General features: G+C 65.9%; 25 protein-coding genes. 11 read left to right on the top strand and 14 right to left on the bottom strand.

Annotated features, from left to right (window positions below; genetic code table 11):
- From B0684_RS05270 to aroB, 3 genes are all read right to left on the bottom strand, one after another.
- Nucleotides 1-601: AAA family ATPase (locus B0684_RS05270; protein ID WP_143592444.1), on the bottom strand; the 601-nt coding region annotated here is incomplete at its 3' end.
- Between the two features lie 11 nt (nt 602-612).
- A complete protein-coding gene (locus tag B0684_RS05265; protein WP_018168292.1) occupies nt 613-1,782 on the bottom strand; it encodes a deoxyguanosinetriphosphate triphosphohydrolase in 1,170 nt (389 codons plus the stop codon).
- A gap of 4 nt (nt 1,783-1,786) precedes the next feature.
- Nucleotides 1,787-2,896 carry a 3-dehydroquinate synthase gene (gene aroB / locus B0684_RS05260; RefSeq protein WP_018176192.1) on the bottom strand — a complete coding sequence of 370 codons (1,110 nt, stop codon included), beginning with the start codon at nt 2,894-2,896 and terminating at the stop codon, nt 1,787-1,789.
- Between the two features lie 180 nt (nt 2,897-3,076).
- On the opposite strand from aroB, the gene rpsU reads away from it, so the two are divergent.
- From rpsU to hemE, 4 genes are all read left to right on the top strand, one after another.
- A complete protein-coding gene (rpsU, locus tag B0684_RS05255; RefSeq protein WP_018144550.1) occupies nt 3,077-3,292 on the top strand; it encodes a 30S ribosomal protein S21 in 216 nt (71 codons plus the stop codon).
- Nucleotides 3,293-3,331: 39 nt separating this feature from the next.
- Entirely contained in the window at nt 3,332-3,778 is a 447-nt protein-coding gene (locus B0684_RS05250) for a GatB/YqeY domain-containing protein (RefSeq protein WP_018176191.1), read from the top strand.
- A 75-nt stretch (nt 3,779-3,853) separates the two neighbouring features.
- Entirely contained in the window at nt 3,854-5,260 is a 1,407-nt protein-coding gene (locus B0684_RS05245) for an FAD-dependent oxidoreductase (RefSeq protein WP_018176190.1), read from the top strand.
- Between the two features lie 8 nt (nt 5,261-5,268).
- Complete coding sequence (gene hemE, locus B0684_RS05240) at nt 5,269-6,324, top strand: uroporphyrinogen decarboxylase (RefSeq protein WP_018168288.1); 1,056 nt, start codon at nt 5,269-5,271, stop codon at nt 6,322-6,324.
- Between the two features lie 30 nt (nt 6,325-6,354).
- Here hemE and B0684_RS05235 read toward each other — a convergent pair whose 3' ends face one another.
- Together B0684_RS05235 and B0684_RS05230 are read right to left on the bottom strand one after the other, a co-directional pair.
- Nucleotides 6,355-6,984, bottom strand: a complete 630-nt coding sequence (locus B0684_RS05235; RefSeq protein ID WP_018168287.1) for a hypothetical protein — start codon at nt 6,982-6,984, stop codon at nt 6,355-6,357.
- Entirely contained in the window at nt 6,985-9,363 is a 2,379-nt protein-coding gene (locus B0684_RS05230; protein ID WP_018650538.1) for a penicillin-binding protein 1A, read from the bottom strand.
- A 143-nt stretch (nt 9,364-9,506) separates the two neighbouring features.
- Here B0684_RS05230 and B0684_RS05225 point away from each other — a divergent pair, with 143 nt between their 5' ends.
- From B0684_RS05225 to B0684_RS05200, 6 genes are all read left to right on the top strand, one after another.
- Nucleotides 9,507-10,574 (top strand): pilus assembly protein PilM, encoded by a 1,068-nt coding sequence (locus B0684_RS05225; RefSeq protein ID WP_026313095.1) that lies wholly within the window; start codon nt 9,507-9,509, stop codon nt 10,572-10,574.
- Entirely contained in the window at nt 10,571-11,134 is a 564-nt protein-coding gene (locus B0684_RS05220; protein ID WP_018650536.1) for a PilN domain-containing protein, read from the top strand. The genes B0684_RS05225 and B0684_RS05220 overlap by 4 nt, the downstream gene beginning before the upstream one ends.
- Nucleotides 11,134-11,715: a type IV pilus inner membrane component PilO gene (locus B0684_RS05215; RefSeq protein WP_018650535.1), complete on the top strand. Its 582-nt coding sequence runs from the start codon at nt 11,134-11,136 to the stop codon at nt 11,713-11,715. Before B0684_RS05220 ends, B0684_RS05215 begins: the two co-directional genes overlap by 1 nt.
- Before the next feature lie 14 nt (nt 11,716-11,729).
- Nucleotides 11,730-12,257, top strand: a complete 528-nt coding sequence (locus B0684_RS05210) for a pilus assembly protein PilP (RefSeq protein ID WP_018650534.1) — start codon at nt 11,730-11,732, stop codon at nt 12,255-12,257.
- A 20-nt stretch (nt 12,258-12,277) separates the two neighbouring features.
- A complete protein-coding gene (gene pilQ / locus B0684_RS05205; RefSeq protein WP_018650533.1) occupies nt 12,278-14,416 on the top strand; it encodes a type IV pilus secretin PilQ in 2,139 nt (712 codons plus the stop codon).
- Nucleotides 14,417-14,519: 103 nt separating this feature from the next.
- On the top strand, nt 14,520-15,062 hold the full coding sequence (locus tag B0684_RS05200; protein ID WP_018144539.1) for a shikimate kinase: 543 nt from the start codon (nt 14,520-14,522) through the stop codon (nt 15,060-15,062).
- Nucleotides 15,063-15,403: 341 nt separating this feature from the next.
- Here B0684_RS05200 and B0684_RS05195 read toward each other — a convergent pair whose 3' ends face one another.
- Nucleotides 15,404-15,865, bottom strand: a complete 462-nt coding sequence (locus tag B0684_RS05195) for a nuclear transport factor 2 family protein (RefSeq protein ID WP_018168283.1) — start codon at nt 15,863-15,865, stop codon at nt 15,404-15,406.
- Nucleotides 15,841-16,251: a YybH family protein gene (locus B0684_RS05190; RefSeq protein WP_018168282.1), complete on the bottom strand. Its 411-nt coding sequence runs from the start codon at nt 16,249-16,251 to the stop codon at nt 15,841-15,843. Before B0684_RS05190 ends, B0684_RS05195 begins: the two co-directional genes overlap by 25 nt.
- Nucleotides 16,252-16,375: 124 nt before the next feature.
- On the opposite strand from B0684_RS05190, the gene B0684_RS05185 reads away from it, so the two are divergent.
- On the top strand, nt 16,376-17,266 hold the full coding sequence (locus B0684_RS05185; RefSeq protein WP_018168281.1) for a PfkB family carbohydrate kinase: 891 nt from the start codon (nt 16,376-16,378) through the stop codon (nt 17,264-17,266).
- A gap of 51 nt (nt 17,267-17,317) precedes the next feature.
- On the opposite strand, the gene B0684_RS05180 is transcribed toward B0684_RS05185, so the two are convergent.
- Genes B0684_RS05180 through B0684_RS05150 form a run of 7 tightly spaced genes read right to left on the bottom strand, consistent with a single transcriptional unit; the run spans nt 17,318 to nt 22,306 of the window.
- Nucleotides 17,318-17,587, bottom strand: a complete 270-nt coding sequence (locus tag B0684_RS05180) for an HPr family phosphocarrier protein (protein WP_018144535.1) — start codon at nt 17,585-17,587, stop codon at nt 17,318-17,320.
- The gene (locus B0684_RS05175; RefSeq protein WP_018168280.1) at nt 17,559-17,984 is read right to left on the bottom strand and encodes a PTS sugar transporter subunit IIA; all 426 of its coding nucleotides are present in this window, start codon (nt 17,982-17,984) and stop codon (nt 17,559-17,561) included. Before B0684_RS05175 ends, B0684_RS05180 begins: the two co-directional genes overlap by 29 nt.
- 51 nt (nt 17,985-18,035) lie before the next feature.
- The gene (gene rapZ, locus B0684_RS05170; RefSeq protein ID WP_018168279.1) at nt 18,036-18,908 is read right to left on the bottom strand and encodes an RNase adapter RapZ; all 873 of its coding nucleotides are present in this window, start codon (nt 18,906-18,908) and stop codon (nt 18,036-18,038) included.
- Nucleotides 18,909-18,915: 7 nt separating this feature from the next.
- Complete coding sequence (gene hprK, locus B0684_RS05165; protein ID WP_018650532.1) at nt 18,916-19,947, bottom strand: HPr(Ser) kinase/phosphatase; 1,032 nt, start codon at nt 19,945-19,947, stop codon at nt 18,916-18,918.
- Nucleotides 19,948-19,995: 48 nt separating this feature from the next.
- Nucleotides 19,996-20,463, bottom strand: coding sequence for a PTS sugar transporter subunit IIA (locus tag B0684_RS05160; protein WP_018144531.1), 468 nt, complete (start codon nt 20,461-20,463; stop codon nt 19,996-19,998).
- A 3-nt stretch (nt 20,464-20,466) separates the two neighbouring features.
- Nucleotides 20,467-20,805 (bottom strand): ribosome hibernation-promoting factor, HPF/YfiA family, encoded by a 339-nt coding sequence (gene hpf / locus B0684_RS05155; protein ID WP_018144530.1) that lies wholly within the window; start codon nt 20,803-20,805, stop codon nt 20,467-20,469.
- Nucleotides 20,806-20,821: 16 nt separating this feature from the next.
- Nucleotides 20,822-22,306: an RNA polymerase factor sigma-54 gene (locus B0684_RS05150; RefSeq protein ID WP_018176183.1), complete on the bottom strand. Its 1,485-nt coding sequence runs from the start codon at nt 22,304-22,306 to the stop codon at nt 20,822-20,824.
- Nucleotides 22,307-22,324: the final 18 nt, after the last annotated feature.

Below are 22,324 nucleotides of genomic sequence, written 5' to 3'. Positions count from 1 at the left end.
AGGCCGCGGTCTGCTCCAGGTTGAACGCGCGCAGGCTGACGCGAGTGACCTGGTCCTCGTCGGAGGGGTCGGGCAGGTAAAGGCGGCGGCGCAGTAGCCCACTGGAACCGACCAGGATGATGCGCGGGGCGCGGCCCTGCCTGGCAAGGATCTCGCTGCGCATGCGCATCAGGTTGTTGACGATGTCGGTGCCGACCAGGTGCGCGTCATCCATCGCGATAACCGGGTCGACGCCTTCGGCGACGCGGTCGCCGAGGAGTTCGGTCAGAGGGCGATCGGGGTCGTCCGCGTTCTGCGAGCGCAGGTAATTGCGGATGGTGTTGTCCACCGACTCGAACTGGGTGTTGATGCGCGCACGGAAGGCGATCAGCTCGAACGGGTCGGGCAGCATCGCCAGCAGTCGCATCAGCTGGAGGCTGCGGCCGGAACCGTTCTCGCCGGTCATCAGCACGACTGCGCCGGGGCCGTTCAGGGCAGCCCGCGCGGACTCGAGCAGGCCATCTAGCAGCGGGTCGCTGTAGATGAAGGTCTCGTCGGGCGCGTCGTCAAACGGCGGCGCGTGCAGGCCGAGGTGTTCCAGGCATTGTTCGGAAAGCGCCATCGAATTCCTTTTCAGGTCAGCGTGCCCAGGTCGAACAGGCGGTGGTGTTCACGGATGGCGTGGCGGTCGGTCATGCCGGCGATGTAGTCGGCGATGGCGCGTTGCGGCCCGTGCGCGTCGTGGGTGGCCATCTCGTCGGCATGCCGCTGGTAGTGCTCGGGCATCAGGCGTGGCTCCGACTCGAACGCGGCAAACAGATCGTGGATCAGCTGGCGGGCCTTGTGCATTACCCCGTGGACCTGGTGGTGGTGGTAGAGGTTTTCGCGCAGGAAGCCCTTGAGCTCGCGCGCCTGCTCCGCCATCTGCGGGCTGAAGCGGATCAGTGCCTCGCCGGCGCGGCGCACGTCGTCGGGGGTTTGCGGGCGCTGGTGGTCGATCGCGGCCTGGCTGGTCTCGATCAGGTCGCCGACCAGGGCGTCGATCATGCGCCGGACGGTCTCGTGCTGGATGCGACGGGGGTCCAGGTTCGGGTACCGGGCCTGGACCGTCTCGCGGCAGTCGCGGAACAGGGTGACCTCGGCGAGGCGGTCCATGGTGAGCAGCCCGGAGCGCAGGCCGTCATCGACGTCGTGATTGTTGTAGGCGATTTCGTCGGCGACGTTCGCGAGCTGAGCCTCGAGGCTCGGCTGTTCCTTCTGCAGGAAGCGCACCCCGATCTCGCCCAGCTGGCGGGCCTTCTCGGGTGCGCAGTGCTTGAGGATGCCCTCGCGGGTCTCGTAGGTGAGGTTGAGGCCGTCGAAGTCGGCGTAGTGGCGCTCCAGCAGGTCGACGATGCGCAGCGACTGCAGATTGTGCTCGAAGCCGCCGTGCTCGCGCATGCAGGCATTCAGCGCGTGCTGTCCGGCATGCCCGAAGGGGGTGTGGCCGAGATCGTGCGCCAGCGCGACGGCCTCGGTCAGGTCTTCGTTCAGTTGCAGGGCGCGCGCGATGGAGCGCCCGATCTGCGCGACCTCCAGCGAATGGGTCAGGCGGTTGCGGAACAGGTCGCCCTCGTGGCTGATGAAGACCTGGGTCTTGTACTCCAGCCGGCGAAAGGCGCTGGAATGCACGATGCGGTCGCGGTCGCGCTGGAAATCGCTGCGGTGACGCGGCGCGGCCTCGGCCTGGGCGCGGCCGCGCGAACGTGCGGGGTCGCAGGCGTAGGGCGCCAGGCCCGGTGCGGCCGCGCTGGGGGTGGCCATGCTTTCAGGCGACACGGGCATGCTCGTGCAGGGTGTCGTCCAGGGCGTCCTGATCGAACGCGTCGGTGAGGACGGCTTCGCCAATGCCGCGCAGCAGTACCAGGCGCAGGCGGCCGCTGGCCACCTTCTTGTCGATCGCCATCAGCTCGCGGAAGCGGTCCGGGGTCACCGCCCCCGGCGGTTCCAGGGCCAGGCCGGCGCGCTGGATCAGGGCCTCGGCGCGTTCGCGACCAGCGGTATCCAGCCAGCCCATGCGTTCGGACATGCGTGCGGCCATGGCCATCCCGGTGCCCACGGCCTCGCCGTGCAGCCAGGCGCCGTAGCCCATGCCGGCCTCGATCGCGTGGCCGAAGGTGTGGCCCAGGTTGAGCAGGGCGCGAATGCCGCCCTCGCGCTCGTCGGCGGCGACGATCTCGGCCTTGCAGGCGCAGGAGCGACGGATGGCGTAGGCCAGCGGTTCGGGTTCCAGTGCGCGCAGGGCGTCGATGTGTTCCTCCAGCCAGGCGAAGAATTCGGCGTCGCGGATCAGGCCGTACTTGATCACCTCGGCCAGGCCCGCCTGTAGCTCGCGCTGGGGCAGGGTCTTCAGCGTGTCGGTGTCGATGACGACGGCGCGGGGTTGATGAAAGGCGCCGATCATGTTCTTGCCCAGCGGGTGATTGACACCGGTCTTGCCGCCAACCGAGGAGTCGACTTGGGCGAGCAGGGTGGTTGGGACCTGAACGAAGTCGATACCGCGCTGGTAGATCGCGGCGGCAAACCCGGCGATATCACCGACCACCCCGCCGCCCAGGGCGACGATGCGGCTGCCGCGATCCAGGCGCGCCTCCAGCAGCCGGGTCAGGATGGTCTCTACCGTCGCGAGGGTCTTGTGCTGTTCGCCGTCGGGCAGTTCGATCCATAGCGGGTCGCTGCTGATGTCGCAGGCGGCGAGGTTCCGGCGCAGGGCGTCGCCATACAGCGGCCCGACCGTGGTGTTGGTCACCACGGCGACGCGCCGGCCGTGCAGCGCCGGCCGGAGCCGCTCCGGTTCGCCCAGCATGCCCGGCCCGATGTGGATCGGGTAGCCGCGTTCGCCCAGTTCTACGTTGAGACTTTCCATGCCCGTCATCATAGCGTGCGGGCCGACGGCGGCGTAAGCCGGGCATTCCGCATGGTGCGGATCGCTTCACGGACTTTTGCAATTGGCGCCGGTTGGATTACCATAGGGAGTTCTGCATGGTCGCCCGGAGTGTTTGGCGGCCGGTTTTGTTATTTTTGATCGAGATGATCCTGCATCCGTTTCGGAGATTGTATGCCGCACGTACGAATTCGTGAGAACGAGCCCTTCGAGGTCGCCCTGCGCCGTTTCAAGCGCACCTGCGAGAAAGCCGGCGTGGTCGCGGAAGTCCGCCGCCGTGAGTACTACGAGAAGCCGACCACCGAGCGCAAGCGCAAGGCCGCTGCCGCGGTGAAGCGTCAGCTGAAGAAGAATTCCCGCGACATGACTCGTCGGGTGCGTTTGTACTGAACCCCGTCCGGGTGGCTGCCCGGACCCGAGGACCCAAAGATGTCGCTCAAGGCCCGGTTGCAGGATGACGTCAAGCAGGCCATGCGGGCCCGGGCCAAGGACCGCCTGGCTGCATTGCGCATGATTCAGGCCGAGGTATCGCAGTTCGAGGTGGACGAGCGGCGCGAGGCCGACGACGACACCGTGCTGGCGATCCTCAATCGCATGCTCAAGCAGCGGCGTGATTCCATCGATCAGTATCAGAAGGGCGGTCGCGAAGACCTCGCCGAGCGCGAGGCCGCCGAGGTCGTCATCATCGAGGAATACATGCCCGAGCCGCTGGACGCCGCCGCGCTGGACCAGTTGGTGAGCGAGGCGATTGCCGAGACCGGAGCCAGTGCCCCGGGTGATATGGGTCGCGTAATGGGGGTCCTGAAACCCCGGGTCTTCGGGCGTGCGGACATGGGCCAGGTGAGCCAGAAGGTCCGCGCCGCCCTGCAGGGCTGACTACGGGCCGGATCCCGGCCGAACTCCCCGGGCCCATCGCGGCCCCTATCCCGATTTCGTCGGAGCGAGTGTTCCATGGCTTCCAATCCGATGCAGTTCCTGGACCTCCCGCGCCAGGACCCCCAGAAGACCCCCGCCGAGATCCGGATCCACGAATTCGGCGAGATCATTGGTCAGTTCGATCCCGCCACGGCCGGTCAGCAGGCCGGCCGTTGCCTGGCCTGTGGCAATCCCTATTGCGAATGGAAGTGCCCGGTCCACAACTTCATTCCCAATTGGTTGAAGCTGGTGGAGGAAGGCAATCTGTTCGCGGCCGCCGAGCTCTCGCACAAGACCAACTCGTTGCCCGAAGTGTGTGGCCGCGTATGCCCGCAGGATCGTCTGTGCGAGGGGGCCTGCACCCTGAACGACGGCTTCGGCGCGGTCACCATCGGCTCGGTCGAGAAGTACATCACCGACGAGGCCCTGAAGGCCGGCTGGCGCCCGGATCTGTCGGATGTCACCCCGACCGGCAAGCGTGTCGCGGTGATCGGCGCCGGGCCCGCGGGATTGGGCTGCGCGGACATCCTGGCGCGCAATGGCGTGCAGGCGGTGGTGTATGACCGCTATCCGGAGATCGGCGGCCTGCTGACCTTCGGCATCCCGCCGTTCAAGCTGGAAAAGCACGTGATCCGCACTCGCCGCGAGATCCTCGAGGGCATGGGCGTCGAATTCCGTCTGAATATCGAGATCGGCCGCGACATCGCGATGGATGCGCTGCTGGAGGAATACGACGCCGTGTTCCTCGGCATGGGCACCTACACCGCGATGCAGGGCGGCTTCCCCGGCGAGGACCTGCCGGGCGTTTATCCCGCCCTGCCGTTCCTGATCTCCAATATCCGCCAGGTGATGAACTGGCCGCAGGAAGAAGGCCACGAGTTCATCGACATGGCCGACCAGCGGGTGGTCGTGCTGGGTGGCGGCGACACCGCGATGGACTGCAACCGCACCTCGATCCGCCAGGGCGCGGCATCGGTAACCTGCGCCTACCGCCGCGACGAAGACAACATGCCCGGTTCGCGCAAGGAGGTGGTGCATGCGCGCGAAGAGGGCGTGCATTTCGAGTTCAACGTGCAGCCGGTGGAGATCGTCGGCGACGGCAAGGTCGAGGGTGTGAAGGTCGTGCGTACCCAGATGGGCGCCCCGGACGAACGGGGCCGCCGCCGTCCCGAGCCGGTCCCCGGCTCCGAACACGTAATCCCGGCCGACCGGGTGCTGATCGCCTTTGGCTTCCGTCCGTCTCCCTCCGACTGGTTTGCCGACTACAAGATCGGCATCGACGAGGGCGGCCGCGTGCAGACCGCGGGCGAGCATGCCTTCCAGACCGGCAACCCGAAGGTCTTTGCGGGCGGCGACATGGTGCGCGGCTCCGATCTGGTGGTCACCGCCGTCTTCGAGGGCCGCGAGGCCGCCGAAGGCATCCTTGAATACCTCGGCGTTTGAGCCTTTCGATGTCCCAGAACCTGAAGAACGACCTCCTGCTGCGAGCCCAGCTGCGCGAACCGGTGGAGCGTCCGCCGATCTGGATCATGCGCCAGGCTGGGCGCTACCTGCCGGAGTATCGCGAGACCCGCGCCCAGGCCGGCAGCTTCATGAGCCTGTGCCAGAACCCGGAGCTGGCCTGCGAAGTCACCATGCAGCCACTGCGCCGGTTTCCTCTCGATGCGGCGATCCTGTTCTCCGACATCCTCACCATCCCCGACGCGATGGGGCTGGGTCTGTATTTCGAGACGGGCGAGGGCCCACGTTTCCGCGAGCCGGTGCGTACGCTGGAGGCGATCGAGAACCTGCCGGTGCCGGACCCGGAGCAGGAGCTACGCTACGTGATGGACGCGGTGCGCCTGATCCGCCGCGAGCTGGACGGCCAGGTCCCGCTGATTGGTTTTGCCGGCAGCCCATGGACCCTGGCGACCTACATGGTCGAGGGCCAGGGCTCGCGCGACTTCGCCGAGACCAAGCGTCTGATGTACGGCGAGCCGCAGGCGATGCACGCCCTGCTGCAAAAGGTCGCCACCGCGGTGACCGATTATCTGAACGCGCAGATCCGCGCCGGCGCCCAGTCGGTGATGATCTTCGACACCTGGGGCGGTTCGCTTACTCCGCGGGCCTATCGCGAGTTCTCGCTGGCCTACATGCAGCGCATCGTCGACGGGCTGATCCGTGAAAACGATGGCCGCCGCGTCCCGGTGACGCTGTTCACCAAGGGTGGCGGCGCCTGGCTGGAAATGATGGCGGATACCGGGGCGGATGCGCTGGGGCTGGACTGGACCATCGAGATCGCCGAGGCCAGCCGCCGGGTCGGCGATCGCGTTGCGCTGCAGGGCAACCTCGATCCGTCGGTGCTCTACGCACCCGAGGCGGTAGTCCGCGAAGAGACCCAGCGGGTGCTGGATGGTTTCGACCGCGACACGGGTCATGTCTTCAATCTTGGCCACGGCATTCATCCGGGGATCGATCCGGAGCGGGTGGCCGCGATGGTGGACACCGTCACCAACTACCGACGCTAGTCCGCCCGGCGCGAGCGTACGGCCCGGTTATTATTCCGCCGTGGCCGCCGCCTCTTCGGCGCCGGCCTCCGCCAGCATCCTCTCCACGTCCGCGCGGGTTGCGCGTTGCATCGGGCGTCCGTCCACCGGCGACGGTGGCGCCTGGCGCAGGCCGTCCAGCGCGAATACCGTGAGCTCAACATCGGTGTCGTCCGGTCCGCGGAAGGCGAGGAAGGGGATGCGCTGTTCGCGCCCCTGCCGGCTGCGGTAACGGCGCTCGCCGGTCTCGCAGTGAATCCCCCGGTCCCCCATCTCCAGGATGACCTCTTCCACTGTCTCGGCGAAGGCATGCAGGTTGATCAGCGGTTGTGATTCCACTAGCCCTTGAAGGAGCGGGCCGACCAGCCGCGGTTCCAGGTGCTCCAGGCGTTCCATCACGACCAGCGCCGCTTCCAGGCGGCCGCGGTAGGCGGCGCGGCTGGCGGGGCTGGCAAACAGTCGGCTGCGTTCGATGGCGGCGTCCTGGATCTCCAGGTTGCCGGGCATGTCGTGTCGGGCGTCCACGCCCAGGTGTTCCGCGGCTTTCCGCTTGGCCAGGCCGAAGTCCCGGATGCCGTCGTCGAGCATGATGCGAGCGGCTTCCTGGGCCAGCTCCTGGCGCGCGCGCGAGGGGCTGGCCATTTAAAAGACCAGTTCGGGTTGCTGGTTCCCGCTGCTGCCGTTCTCGCCGTTCCCCGGAATGACGTGTCCGCGTTCCGGGATCTGGTGGGGTAGCAGCCACTGGTTGCGCGCGCCCGGGGCGTCGTCGCTGGGGGCGCGCTGGCCGTTCGGCAGGATGGCGACTCGCACCAGGTCGTTGGGGCGCTCCACCGGCCGTTCCGGCTGGTCGGCCAGCACGCTGCCCATGAAGCGGGTCCAGATTGGCAGGGCCGCGCGACCGCCACTTTCGCGTCGGCCCAGCTCGCGGTTGTCGTCGAAGCCGATCCAGGCGGTTGCGACCAGCTCCGCGTTGAACCCGGCGAACCAGGCATCGCGGTAGTCATTGGTGGTCCCGGTCTTGCCGGCCAGGTCGGACCGGCCCAGTTCCATGGCCCGCCGTCCGGTTCCGGATGTGATGACGCTGCGCAGCATGTCGCTCATCTGCCAGGCGACACCGGGATCCAGGACCGGTACCGGATCGGTGTACTGCAACGGGCCACTGCTGGCGACCAGCGGCAGATCCTGGCCCTTCGGGTTTGTGCAGGGCGCCGGGCAGGCTCGTTCGGTCGGTGCCTCGTACAGGGTCTCGCCATCCGCCGTCTCGATGCGCGCGATGATCCAGGGGCTGTTCAGGCGGCCGCCGCTGGCGAACACGCCATAGGCATTGTTCAGCTGCAGCGGGGTGAGGGAGCCGGTACCCAGGACCATGGACAGGTTGTTCGGCTGCCGTTCGAGGTCCAGACCGAAGCGCGTCAGTTCCTGGTGCACGTTTCCGGTGCCCAGGCGGTCGAGCAGGCGAATGGAGGCCAGGTTGCGGGAATTCGCGAGTGCCTCGCGCAGGGTGGTCTCGCCGTGGAAGCGCCGCGAGTAGTTCTGCGGGCGCCATTCGGCCCCCAGGGCGGGGTCATTGAAGACCATCGGCGCGTCGATCACGGTCCCTTCGGGCCGGTGGCCCTCGCGCAGGGCCAGGGCATAGACCAGCGGCTTGAACGCGGATCCTGGCTGGCGTTGCGCCTGGGTCGTGCGGTCGTAGCGGTTCTCAAAGAAGTCGAACCCGCCGGCCAGTGCCAGGATGGCGCCGTCCTGAGGGGCCTGGGCGATCACGGCGCCGGTGACTTCCGGCTTTTGCGCCAGGCGCCAGCGGCCGTCGGTATAGGGACGTATACGGATCACGTCGCCGCGTTCGAGCGCCGGTGATCCGGCCCATTCGCGGTCTTCCGGCAGGACTTCCAGTTCGCCAATGCGGCCGCCGTCGACGCGCAGTACCCCGGCGTCGCCCTGCCCCAGGACGACGGCCGGGAACAGCAGCCTTCCGTGCACGCCAATGGCCATCAGCGCGCGCTCGCGTGCCTCGGCGTCCTCCAGGGTATTGCCGGGAAGCCGCATTTCGGGACCGCGAAAACCGTGACGCTCGTCATATTCCAGCAATCCTTCGCGCAGCGCCTGGTTGGCCGCTTCCTGCTGGCGGGAGTCGATCGTCGTGTGCACCTGCAGGCCGCGACGGTAGGCGTCGTCACCCCACAGGTTCACGACCATCTGGCGCGCCATTTCGGCGACCCAGTGGGCATCAATCTCGGTGGCTGTGGTGTGGCGTTCCGACAGCACCGGGCGCTCGATGGCGGAGGTATAGGCATCCTCGTCGATCACGCCGGTCTCCAGCATCCGCCGCAGTACGTAGTTGCGGCGGATCTCGGCCCGTTGCGGGTTGCTTACCGGGTTGGTGGTCGATGGCGCCTTGGGCAGGGCGGCGAGCGTGGCAATCTCGTCCAGTTCCAGCGCATCCAGCGAGCGGCCGAAATATACCCGCGAGGCCGCCTCGATCCCGTAGGCGCGCTGTCCCAGATAGATCTTGTTCAAATATAGCTCGAGGATTTCATCCTTCTCGAGTTCCTGTTCCAGGCGGATGGCGAGGAAGATCTCGCGCAGCTTGCGTTCGTAGGTCCGCTCGCGCGTCAGGAAGATATTGCGCGCGAGCTGCATGGTGATGGTGCTGCCGCCCTGGCTGCGCTCGCCGCCGGTGGAGATCACATTCAGTCCGGCGCGGGCAAGACCCATGACATCCACACCCGGATGGTCATAGAAGCGTTCGTCTTCCGCCGCAATAAAGGCATCGCGGACTTGCTGCGGGATCGCGTCGATCGGGACGGGAATGCGCCGTTCTTCCGCGAACTCACCCATAAGGCGGCCATCCGCACTGCGGACCTGCAGTGGAGTCTGCAGACGCACATCGCGCACGGCGTCGGCCTCCGGGAGGCTCGGCGCGTAGTAAACATAGAGAGCGGCCGCCGCGATGGACAGGCCGATTCCGGCTGCCAGCATCAGGGCCAGCAGCGCCGTAATAATCTTAAGGAGCGGATTCATGACAGCAAAAAAAGTGAGGCCAAGATGAGAAGTCGCTTTCAAAGCGACTTGCAACCCTGAAGTCGCGGTGTATATTGTGAACCAGCTAGCATACGTGATTGTAACGCTACCAGTTACTTTCGTCGGGGTATACAGGGGGATGTGTGCTGAGTCTCGGAAAATCCAAACAAGGGGTCCTGGGCGTGGATATCAGCTCGGCAGCCGTCAAGGTGCTGGAGCTGACGCGACAGGGTAAGGGCTTTCGGGTCGAGGCCTTCGCGGTCGAACCGCTGCCCGATGGGGTGATGGTCGACAAGGTCTGTCAGGACACCGAGGCCGTGGGTAATGCCCTCGCCCGGGCGGTCAAGCGCTCCGGCACCCGCCTCAAGCACTGCGCGATGGCTGTGCCGTCCTCCGCCGTGATCACCAAGACTATCCAGATGTCGGCTGCGCTGGGCGATGCGGAGCTCGAGGGCCAAGTCTTCGTGGAGGCGGATCAGTACATCCCCTACACGCTTGAAGAGGTCAACCTGGATTTCCAGGTCCTCGGCAAGAACGAGAAGAACCCCGAGATGGTCGATGTCCTGGTCGTCGCTTCGCGCCGCGAGAACGTGGACTCGCGCGTGGCCATTGCCGAGGCCGCCAAGTTGACCCCCGAGCTGATCGACGTCGAGGCATACGCGATCGAGCATACCGCCGAGCGCCTGATGGAGCAGGTCCCCGATCGCGAGAGCAAGCCGATCGTGGCGGTCGTGGATGTCGGTTCTTCGGTGACCGCCGTGTATGTCGTCAGTCAGGACGAGGGCGTGGTGTACACCCGCGAGCAGAATTTCGGCGGCCGCATGCTCACCGAGGAAATCATGCGGCGCTACAGCATGAACTATCAGGAGGCCGGCTCCGCCAAGATGAGTGGCGACCTGCCGACCGACTACGCAAGCTCCATCCTCGAGCCCTTCAAGCAGACCATGGTCGACCAGATCCAGCGGCTGCTGCAGTACTTCTACGTGACCCGCCCGCAGGACACCATCGATCACATCCTCCTGGGTGGCGGCTGTGCGGCCATCCCGGGCGTGGACGAACTGCTCGAGGAGGCCGCTGGCACGCCAGTATCGATCGCGAACCCGTTCCGCGGGATGGCGTTGGCCAAAAGGGTCAACCAGGAACGTTTTGCCAATGATGCCCCGGCGCTGATGACGGCCTGTGGCCTGGCCGTACGGGGGTATGCGTCATGATTTATATCAACCTCCTTCCTTGGCGCGAGAAGGCACGCGAACAGCGGCGCAAGCAGTTCTTCGCCGCGGTTGGTGGCGCCGCGGTGGTCGGCGTCCTGCTCGCCTTCGTTGGCTACAGCTTTATCGGCGCGTTGATTGACCACCAGCAGTCGCGCAACCAGATGCTGGAAAGCGAGATCCGCGAACTGGATCGTCAGATCGCCCGGATCCGCGATCTCGACGAACAGCGCGAGGCCCTTATTGCCCGAATGGAAGTCATCCAGACCCTGCAGGCGCAGCGGCCCGAGGCCGTGCATCTCTTCGATCAGCTGGTCGAGACCCTGCCCGATGGTACCTACCTCAACGAGGTCCGCCAGGAAGGCGAGAATGTGCGCCTGGTCGGGCGCTCCGAGTCCAACACCCGGATCTCCGCGCTGATGCGCCGGATCGATGGGTCGCCCTGGCTGGGTAGCTCCAACCTGCAGATTATCGAGACCCGCGAGGAGGGTCGCCTCCAGGTGCGTGACTTCCGTCTGGATGCCACGCAGACCCGGCCGGATGCCGAAGAGGGGGATTCCTGATGGATCTCAATGAACTCAAGCAGGTCGATTTCAACAACATCGGGGAAGCCTCCTGGGGCGTGAAGGGCCTGATCCTGGTCGTGATCGTCCTGGCCATCCTCGGCCTGTCCTATTACCTCTTCATCGGCGATCAGCGGACAGAGCTGGAGCGCGCGGAGAGCCGCGAACTGCAGCTGCGCGACGAGTTCGAGGACAAGCAGCAGCGGGCTGCCAACCTCCAGGCCTACGAGGACCAGCTGGAGGAGATGGAGCGCATGTTCGCCTCGCTGCTCGAGCTGCTGCCCAGCAGCGCCGAGATCCCCAGCCTGCTGGTCGATGTCTCGCAGACAGGGTTGCAGGCGGGTCTCGAGATCGAGCTATTCGAGCCGCGCGGCGAGAACCGCCGCGACTTCTACGCCGAGGTCCCGATCCGTCTGCGGGTCCGGGGCGATTACGAGGATCTCGCGGAGTTCGTCAGCGGTGTCTCGGCCCTGCCGCGCGTGGTCACCATGCACAACATGCATATCCGTCCGGGCGCTTCCGACAACGACCTGCTGATGGATGCGGTCGCCCGCACCTATCGCTACCTGGAGGAGAACTGATGAGGCATTCTTCCATGCGAGCGGTATGGCCGGGACTGGCCATGGTCCTGACGGGCGGGATCCTGCTGTCGGGCTGTACTCAGGACAACCGTGACCTCGAGCAGTACATCGCCGAGGTCAAGGAGCGCCCGGGGAGCGGGATCGAGCCGATCCCCACCCTGGAGCCGCACGAGCCCTATCTCTATCCGGGGCATACCCGGTCGCCTTTCGACTCGTCGGTAATCGCCCAGCCGGAGCTCGCCGCGGCCGAGGGGCAGCCAGGAGACGCCGAGATTGATCCCGACCGCCCGCGCGAGTTCCTCGAGGGCTTTCCGCTGGATTCGCTGCGGATGGTCGGGTCGCTGGAGCAGCATGGCGTGCGCTACGCCCTGGTCCGGACCCCGGATCGAGGGGTTCAGCGCGTCACTGCGGGCAACTATATGGGCCAGAACCACGGGGAGATCATCGAGATCACGCCGACCCAGATCCGGCTGGTCGAGATCGTGCCGGATGCCTTCGGCGGTCACGTGGAACGTGAAAACTCGGTGGCGCTGACCGACTAGCGGTTGGGGGGGAGAAGAAGATGATGACGAGCATTCGCCGCAAGGTCGGCACAACCAACAGGGGATTCAACATGGGTTCTTCCATGCGCGCTTTCGCAGGCACGGTCGTTGCGGGCCTGCTGTTCATGGTGTCCCAGGGGGTGGCTGCCACCGAACTGGAAGAGATCCGGGCCGGCAGTCTGAGCGGTGACCGGGTGCAGGTGAACCTGCGCTTCTCGGAGACGCCGCCCTCCGATATTCGCGCCTTTGCGATTGATTCACCGCCGCGCATCGCGTTGGATCTGCCCAATGTCGGCAATGCATTGCCGCGGCGCGAGACGGACCTGAATGTGGGCCCGGTGCTGCGGGCGAGCACGGTCGAGGCGGGCAACCGCACCCGCGTGGTGCTGAACCTGACTCAGGCCTCCGAGTACCAGACTCGAGTCGAGGGCAATAATCTCATCCTTACGCTGGGCCGCGGGGTTTCCGAGGCGGATGCACGCACCCAGCAGGTCGTGGATCGTGCGGGTGAACCCGCCGCCACGACCCGCAGCGCCCGTCCCATGGAGATCACGGGTATCGATTTCCGGCGGGGCAGCGAGGGCGAAGGTCGCGTCGAGGTGGATCTCTCCCGCTCTGGTGCCGAGATCAACGTTCGCGAGCAGGCTGGCCGCATCGAGATGACCTTCCCGCGCGCGATGGTCGACGAGTCGCTGGAACGTCGCCTCGACGTGGTCGATTTCGCCACCCCGGTGCACACGATCGACACCATCGCCGAGCGCAATCGAGTCCGCATGGAGATCGAGGCGCGCGGCGAGTACGAGATCATTTCCTACCAGAGTGACCGCCAGTTCGTCCTCGAGGTCGCCCCGATTTCCGAGGCCGAACGCCAGGCCCGCGCACGGGAGGAAGAGGAGTACGCCGGCGAGCGCCTGTCCCTGAATTTCCAGGACATCGAGGTGCGCTCCGTTCTGCAGTTGCTGGCGGATTTCACCGATCTGAACATCGTGGTGAGTGACACGGTGGGTGGCAACATCACCCTGCGCCTGAACAACGTCCCCTGGGACCAGGCGCTGGATATCATCCTGCGTGCCCGCGGGCTCGACAAGCGAATGGACGGCAATGTCCTGTACGTCGCCCCCAGCGAGGAGATCGCGGCGCGTGAACGCCTGGAGATGGAAGCCGAGCGTGACCGCCAGGAGCTGGAGCCCCTGCGCACGGAGTTCGTGCAGATCAATTTCGCTCAGGCCGATCAGATCGCGTCCCTGATCCGCAGCGAAGAAGGCGGCCAGTTCCTGTCCGAGCGCGGCAGCATAACCACGGACAGCCGGACTAACACCCTTCTCTTACAGGATACGCAGAGCCGGATCGAGGACGTTCGGCGACTGGTGTCCACTTTGGACGTCGCAGTGCAGCAGGTCCTTATCGAGACTCGTATCGTCATTGCGACCGACGACTTTAGCCGCGAACTTGGTGCTCGTTTTGGCGTAAGTGGGGGCCGCACCCGTGGAGACACTCAGTTTGGGGGGAGTGGTTCACTCGAGGGAGCTAGTGGTGCGCGCGGGGGTACTGGGGTTGGCGGTGTAGATCTTGGCGAACGGCTAGGCAGCTCATTCCCGTCGGTTGGGCAGGCAGGATCGAACTTTGACGCTGGCGCGGCAGCGTTCAGTATCTTGCGTCGCGGTGTGTTGTTGGACTTGGAGCTGTCGGCCCTGCAGGTCGAAGGCCGAGGGGAGATCATTTCAAGCCCTCGCGTTGTGACGACGAACGGGCAGCGCGCTCTAATTGAAGACGGCACCGATGTCCCGATTATTGTCCGAGATGAAGGGGGCAACCCTCAAACGGAGCTGGTTGAGGCATATCTGTCCACCGAGGTCACGCCGCAGATTACGCCGAATGGCAATGTGATCATGGACATACGAGTCACAAAAGATGAACCGGGGGAGGTTGTTCGTGACGGTGTGACGTTCAATCGTCGGACTGTCGAGACACAGGTATTTGTCGGCGATGGCGAGACGGTCGTTCTGGGCGGGACCTATGAGATTACGAGTAATAACCGTGTTGAAAAGGTACCTTTCTTTGGTGATCTTCCATTTTTGGGGAATCTTTTCCGGAATAATCTTGCCGAAAATACTAAGGCGGAACTTCTGATCTTCGTGACGCCGCGCATCCTCGATTGAGCACGGCCTTTGCGTCGGGGCTTGCCCTGGCCCGTTCGATCCTCAAAGCCGGGGCCCGTCCCCGGCTTTTCTTTGGGGGGCCCAGCCAGTAGCCTTGGCGCCCATGCAGAACATCGTACTGGTAGGCCCGATGGGGGCCGGCAAGAGCACAATTGGGCGCGGCCTCGCGGGACTGTTGCGTCGGCCGTTCTTCGATACGGATCAGGAGATCCAGCGGCGTACCGGCGTGGATATCCCGACCATCTTCGAGTTCGAGGGCGAGGGCGGTTTTCGCAAGCGCGAGACGGCGATGCTGGAGTCGCTCCTGCAACAGGAGGGCGCGGTGATTGCCACCGGCGGGGGGATTGTCGAACGCCCGGAGAACCGGGAACAGCTGCGCGATCAGTTCGTGATCTACCTGCGGGTGCCGGTAGAGGAGCAGTTCCGGCGGACTCGCCGCAACCGCAAGCGCCCGCTGATCGCGGAGGCCGCGGACCCGAAGGCCCGCCTTCAGGAGTTGTTCGCGGTCCGCGATCCGCTCTATCAGGAGGTCGCGGACCTTACGCTGGAGGGCAAGGGGCGGCGGGTGCGCGATGCGGTCAAGGGCGTATGCGCGGCGCTGCAGGTGCAGCGCCCGGATCTTTGCCAGCCGCGCTCCGAAGGCTAGTTGGTAACCATTAAGCGCACGAAGACACCAAGCAAGGGCGCGAGTCATCCACAGTGGCCGGTTGCGGCCCCATGCGTGATTCTAATCGGGTCGACGGGCAGGGAGAGGAGCTGAGCCCCGTTGATTTCCCGAACGCCCGGTGTCGATGGTCACGTGGTTTTCTTGAACCGTAGAGGACCCGGATCGCGAGCACCGTCAGGTTATTGAGGGGGCGGCCCGGATTCGCGGCGTTCGAAGATCCTTTTGCCGCTTAAATCGCTTCCCCATGACTGATGTGCTCAGTGGTGCCTTCGCTTCGGACCTTCTTCCTTCGCGCGCTTCGTGGTCGATCCCACGGCTCGTCAGTGGCGGGTGTTGCCGCCGCCATCGGGGACAAACATGCCGTCCTGCGATGGCGGTGAGCGGCGCCCGTGCGACGCATGGTGAAACAACAGGCGCCAGCCCGTGTCCAGCCAGCGCCAGGTCTGGCTGATCAGGATCGTCCCGGTGGGCGCGACGTCGCCCGGTCGCGTGATCGCCTCCTCGATGACCAGGCTGATGATCTCCCCGGTCTCGTGGCGCCCCACGATCTTCGGTTCGATCCCGATATTCAGTTCACGCGCGAAGACCAGTAGCCAGCTCTCCATCACCTCCGCCACGCCCCGGTGGGCGCGCGGGCTGCCCGGGTGGATGCAGACGATGTCGGGACGCTCGCCCCACAGGCGCATCATCTGTTCGATATCGGCGGCACGAAAGGCGGCGTAATACGCCTCGACGCAGCGATCGGCATCCGTCGCCATCAGTGCACGCCCCCGGTGGGCCATTCCGGCGTGGGTTCCGGGTCCGGGCTGGCGTGGTGGAGCACCATGCGCCAGCTTTCCCCATCATGGCGGTAGCCATTGGTCGCCAGCATGACGCCGCGCCGCTCACCCTGGACATACAGGTTTTCGCGCAATACGTGGAGGACGAGGTCTTCGCCCGGGATGGCCGTCACCTGGGTTCGGTGTACGATCACCCCGCGCATCCTCGGCAGGATGTCGTCCCAGCTTTCCAGGATGATGTCCGTTCCCTGCAGGCGCTCGCCACCTGGGTGGATGCAGACACACTCGGCACTGTCGTGCCAGATTTCGCGCATGCCTTGTGCATCGCCTGCCTGAAAGGCCGCGTAAAAGGCGGCTTCGGTGGATTCGGGAGAAGGGAACGTGGCCATACCGGTCGGGGCCTCCTGAGACAGAGGGGTTATTGTCGCAGGAGCATCCGCGGATGACGAATATGCGAGATGACGTAATGGGCGCGACCCGCCAGAATGGCGCTCCTTCATCACGGGAGCCCGTATGGCACGTATCCTCGCGACTGGCATTGTCACGCTCGACCACACCCTCGATGTTGCAGCCTTCCCGGCCGAGGACGACGAGGTCCGGGCGCTCGCCAGCACCACCCAGCCTGGAGGCAACGCGACCAACACGGCAACGATCCTGGCGCAGTTCGGCCACCGCCCGGGCCTGGCCGCAGTCATCGCCAAGGGTGCGGCCGGGGATGCCTTGAGCGCGTCCCTGGAGGGCCACGGACTGGATGTTCGTCACTGCGTACGCCGGCCCGGAGCGACGCCGACCTCCCATATTCTTCGCTCCAGGGAGACGGGAAGTCGCACCATCGTTCATCACCGCGACCTGCCCGAACTCGGGGTGGAGGATCTCGCGGGCGTACCCTGGCCGGAATATGACTGGTTGCACTTCGAGGGGCGTAACCCGGAGGCCCTTGCGTCCATCCTGCGCGCGGTGCGCGAGAGCATCTTTGACCAGCCGGTGTCGCTGGAGCTGGAGAAGCCCCGGCCGGGGCTCGACGCATGCCTGGACTATGCCGATGTCCTGATGCTCTCGCGCGACTGGGCGGCGAGCGTGGCGGGCACTCCCGAGGCTGCGCTGGAGCAGCTTTCCGAGCGCTTCCCGGATCGCATCCTGACCGTGACCGCCGGGGCCGAAGGGGCCTGGGTGGCCGCGGGGGGCGTGATCCACCATTGTGAAGCGACGCCCGGACTGCGGGTGGTCGACAGCGTGGGGGCAGGGGATACCTTCAATGCCGGGTTGATCCACGCGCTGGTCTCCGGGGAGCCCCCGGAGCAGGCCCTGACGGTCGCTGTGCGCCTGGCGGAGCGCAAGCTCGAGCAGGTCGGCCTGGACGGGCTGGCTAACGCGGGCTCCGAGCCGGGAGCGTGGCCCGGATAGCCCCCGCAGGGGGATGGTGGTTGTTGACCGGTGCGGGCGGGACTCGGAGGTTCAGGCCTCTTCGCCGAAACGATCGGCGACCAACTCTGCGAGTGCATCCAGCGCCTCCGGCGCATCCTTGCCTTCGGCCTCAATGGTGATCTCGCTGCCCTGGGCGGCGGCCAGCATCATCACGCCCATGATGCTCTTGCCATTCACCTCCTGCTGGTTGCGGGAGACGGAGACGTCCGCGGCGAATTTGCTGGCCAGGCTGACGAACTTGGCCGCGGCGCGCGCGTGCATCCCCAGGCGATTAACGATGGGGACTACGCGCTGCGGCATCGCTGCACTCCTGATCGCAGAGGAGAATCCCGTCATGGCCGCCCGAAAGGGCCTTGTTGACCAGTTCGGTCAGGGGGAGGTGTTGATAGTTGAGCACGCGGATGAGCATCGGCAGGTTGGCGCCGGCGATCACGCGGGCATTTGCACCCCGGGCGACACGAATCGCCACGTTGGAAGGCGTGGAGCCAAACATGTCGGTCAGAACGAGCACCCCCGAGCCGCTGTCGAGGGTCGCCAGGCGCTCGCGGGCGCGGGCCAGGACCTCGTCGGGGTCGTCGTTCTGGGACATCGCCATGGACTCGCAGTCCTCGGGCAGGCCCCCGAGCATGCTCTGCGCGGTCTGCAGCAGGGTATCGCCCAGGTTTTGATGCGTGATCAGAATGAGACCAACGCCCATGGATCTGCTCCGATTGCGGGTTCCAGAAGGCCCTCGTCCCGCGTCCAGTGGTTACTGTTTCCCCAGCTCGCGGTGACGGGTGCTAACAGTAACATGTTCCCGATCCTGCCACGCCTCCGCAAGCCGCTCCACCAGATACACCGAGCGGTGTTGCCCGCCGGTACAACCGATGGAGACGGTTATGTAGCTGCGGTGATCGTCCAGCAGGCGCGGCAGCCACTGGGACAGGAATCCCTGGATGCTGTCGAACATGGCCGCGACCTCCGCGTGCCGCTCAAGGAACTCGCACACGGGCGGGTCGCGACCGGTCAGGGCGGCCAGATCGCTTTCGTAGTGCGGATTGGGCAAGCAGCGCACGTCGAACACGAAGTCGGAATCCAGCGGCGCGCCGTGTTTGAAGCCGAAAGACTGGAACTGCAGGGATAGTTCGTGTTCCCCGCGCTCGCCTATGCGGTCGCGCAGGGTGCGGGCCAGATCGTGCATCGACAGGCGCGAGGTGTCGACCGTCAGGTCGGCCTCCGCGGCCACATGGCCCAGCCACTCGCGTTCGCGGTCGATGGCCTCGACCAGTGGCACGCCGTCGCGCGCCAGCGGGTGGCGCCGGCGGGTCAGGTGGTAGCGCCGCAGCAGCACCTCGCTGGCCGCCTGCAGGAACAGGACCTCCACCTGCACCCCGTCCGCCCGTAGTTGCGCCAGGAGATCGGAGAACCCCTCCAGGGCCTCCAGGCCGCTGCGCACATCCACGCCCACGGCCAGATGGCGGTCGGTCTCGGTGTCGTAGTGGCCCTGCCGGACCTGATCGATCAGGTCCGGCAGCAGCGGCAGCGGGAGGTTGTCGACGCAGAAGTAGCCGGCATCCTCTAGGGTGTGCAGGGCCACGGTCTTGCCGGACCCGGACAGGCCACTGACGATTAGCAGGCGCATGGCCGATTCAGCCCTCCGGGTCCGGGTTGGGGACCGTAGTGGCGGGCACCGCGCGATGGTAGGGCGGCTCCTCCGTCTCGCCGCTCATCTGGCGGCGCTGGCGTGCGCGCAGGTCGTCGCCAGCGATATAGCCCTGCATGTGCAGCATGTGGTTGCGCACGGCCGCCTCGATCATCACCGCGATGTTACGCCCCGGCGCGATCGGCAGGCTGATCAAGGGGACGCGCAGGCCGAGGATATCGATCTCGCCGCGGCGCCCGTTCAGCCGGTCATCGGGGACCGGCGAGGGTTCGCCATGATCGCGTAGGTCGATGATCAGGCGCAGGTACTTGCCGCCCTTGATCGCGGAATCGCCGTACATGGCGCGGATGTTGAGCACCCCAAGACCGCGCACCTCGAGCAGGTCCTGGAGCAGGGCCGGGCAGTGGCCGCGGACGATGTCGGGCGCAATGCGCGCGAACTCCGGGGCATCGTCGGCGATCAGGCGATGCCCGCGCGAGATCAGTTCCAGTGCGACCTCGCTCTTGCCGACGCTGGAGGCGCCGCTGATCAGCACCCCGATCCCGAGGATCTCCATGAACACGCCGTGGCGCACCTCGAAATGGGCCAGGCGCTGCTGCAGGAAATAGCGCAGCAGCGAGATAATCTCGTGGCTGCTGGTGCTGGAGCACAGGATCAGCGGCAGCGCCTCCTGCGGGGCGTCGGGCATCTCCGAGAACGGACAGGTGTCCTCGGCGAAGATCACCGCGGTGGTCCCGGTGCGGGCCATCTCCAGGATCAGGTCGTTGCACTGGGTGGCGCTGAGGCTGGAGATGTAGCGGGCCTCGAAGTCGCCGATGATCTGGATGCGGTTGGGCCGGATCAGGTTGAGATGGCCGGCCAGCGGCAGGTCGTCCCCGTCGTCGCCGACCAGCTTGCGGTCGGGTGCTGCATGTTCGCCGTGTACGAAGTGAAGATCCAGGCGGTTTCCCATGGCCTGGATCAGGCTCTCCACGTTGATGTCGCGGGCGATCCCGCCTTCTCCCAGCGCCTCGTTCATGGCAGACGCTGCGCGCCGGAATCGCGGCTGGAGGCGGGTTCCACGGGCTTAGTCCTCGCTGAAGCGGCGCACGAGTTCCTGTTCCAGGGCCGTCGCATCCCCGGCCCGGCGCAGCGCCCCGATGGTGTCTGGCTGCGACAGGCCGCGGGCGAGCTGGGCCAGCAGGTCGAGGTGGTCGCCGGTGGCGGCCTCCGGGACCAGCAGTGCGATCAGGATATCGACCGGCTCGTGATCCATGGCGTCGAAGTCGACGCCCTTGTCCAGGCGCAGCACGGCCACGCGCGGCGCCTCGAGATCGGCCAGGCGGCCATGGGGAATCGCAACCCCATGGCCGAGACCGGTGGATCCGAGTTTTTCGCGCGCGGACAGGGCCTCGAAGATCGCGTTGCTCCCCGGTCCCGTGCCGTCACCTCCGCCGGCGAGGAGGTCCGCCAGGGCCTCCAGGGCCCGTTTCTGGCTGGAACACTCGGGTTGCAGGCCAATGCGCTCGGAGGTGATCAGCTCGGCAATCGTCATGGATCAGGAGGCCTGCTCGCGGTTGCGCTGGGCACCTTCGGCGCGGTGGTGATCCTTGACCTTTTCCTTGTGCTTAATCAGCTGACGGTCGACTTTGTCGATCAGCGCGTCGATTGCGGCATACATGTCCTCGTGAGAGGCCTCGGCGTGGATGTGATTGCCGCTGACCTGGAGATTCGCTTCGGCCTGGTTGTGCTGATTCCGGGTCTTCTCGTGGGTCAGCACGACGTGGACGTCGATGACCTTGTCGAAGTGGCGCTCCAGCTTCGCGAATTTCTCGTTGACGTAGTCGCGCAGGGCGTCGGTGATGTCCACGTGGTGGCCGGTCAGGTTGATCTGCATGGTCAGGACTCCTTGGTTACTTGCTGCCGGTGGGCATCGAGGCCATCTGCCGGCGTTCGCTGGATGAAGGGATGTGCATCGCCTCGCGGTACTTGGCCACGGTGCGGCGCGCTACGTTGATGCCCCGGTCCGACAGGACCTGGGCGAGCCGGGCATCGCTGAGCGGCTTGTTCGGGGGTTCGTCGCCAATCAATTCGCGAATCATGGCACGGATGGCGGTGGCGGAACACTCGCCGCCATCGTTCGTGCCGACATGGCTGGAGAAGAAATACTTGAACTCGAAGACCCCGCGCGGGGTGTGCATGTATTTCTGCGTGGTAACCCGCGAGATGGTCGATTCGTGCATCTCCAGGGTCTCGGCAATGTCGCGCAGGATCAATGGCTGCATCGCGACGTCGCCATGCTCGAGAAAGCCCTGCTGGCGATGGACGATCGCCTCGGCGACCCGCAGCAGGGTGTCGTTGCGGCTGTGCAGGCTCTTCAGGAACCAGCGTGCCTCCTGCAGCTGATCGCGCATAAAGGCGCTGTCGCGGGCATCCGAGACTTGGCGCACCATGCCGGCGTAGAGGTCGTTGATGCGGATGCGCGGTGCGATCTCCGGATTCAGATCCACGCGCCAGCCCTCGGTGGTGTGGCGCACGTAGACATCCGGGACTACGTATTCCGAGGTGGCGGAGCTGATCTGTGCGCCGGGGCGCGGGTTCAGGGTGCGGATCAGATCCAGTGCGCGGGCCAGTTCGTCCGGGTCGCGTACGCCGGACTGGCGCTGCAGGGCCTTGTAGTCGCGCTTGCCCAGGCTGTCCATGCCGTGTTCCAGGATCGCCCGTGCGGCCTCGCGGGCCGGGGCGTCCGGGGCCAGTTCGCGTAGCTGGATCTCCAGGCACTCCCGCAGGTTGCGCGCGCCGACCCCCAGCGGGTCGCACTGCTGAATCCAGTGGAGCACTGCCTCGACCTCGTCGACGCCGACGGTTTCATCCTCGCCTCGGCTGATGGTCTCGGCCAGGGTTTCCAGGTCACCCTCGAGATAGCCGTCGGGGCTGATGGCGTCGATCAGGGCCGCCCCGATGCGCTGGTCGCGCGGTGTCAGATGGCTCAGATGCAGCTGCCACAGCAGGTGATCCTGCAGGCCCTCACCGTCGTCGTCGCTGGTGTTTTCCAGCGGGTCGCGGTCATCCACGCCCTTGTTGGGCGTCGGGGCCGGCTCGTAGATGTCGTCCCAGCGGCTGTCGGTGGTCAGTTCCTCGGGGATCACGTCATCGCTGGTAGTGGTGGCCTCCATGCGATCGCCTTCCACCAGCTCGCCGTCCTGGTTCAGGCGCTCGGTGTCGGCCTCGGCTTCTTCGTCCTCGACCTGTTCGAGCATGGGGTTGCTCTCCAGCGCCTGCTGGATCTCCACCTGGAGCTCGAGCGTGGACAGCTGCAACAGGCGGATCGCCTGCTGCAGTTGCGGGGTCATGGTCAGCGTCTGACCCAGCTGCAGATTCAGGCCGGGTTTCAGCATCGCGTATTCGGAGCGAGG

It is taken from the genome of Thioalkalivibrio versutus (assembly GCF_001999325.1).
Taxonomy (GTDB): Bacteria; Pseudomonadota; Gammaproteobacteria; order Ectothiorhodospirales; family Ectothiorhodospiraceae; genus Thioalkalivibrio; species Thioalkalivibrio versutus.
Note: the sequence above shows the minus strand (reverse complement) of the source record. Positions and strands in the feature narration are given on the sequence as shown.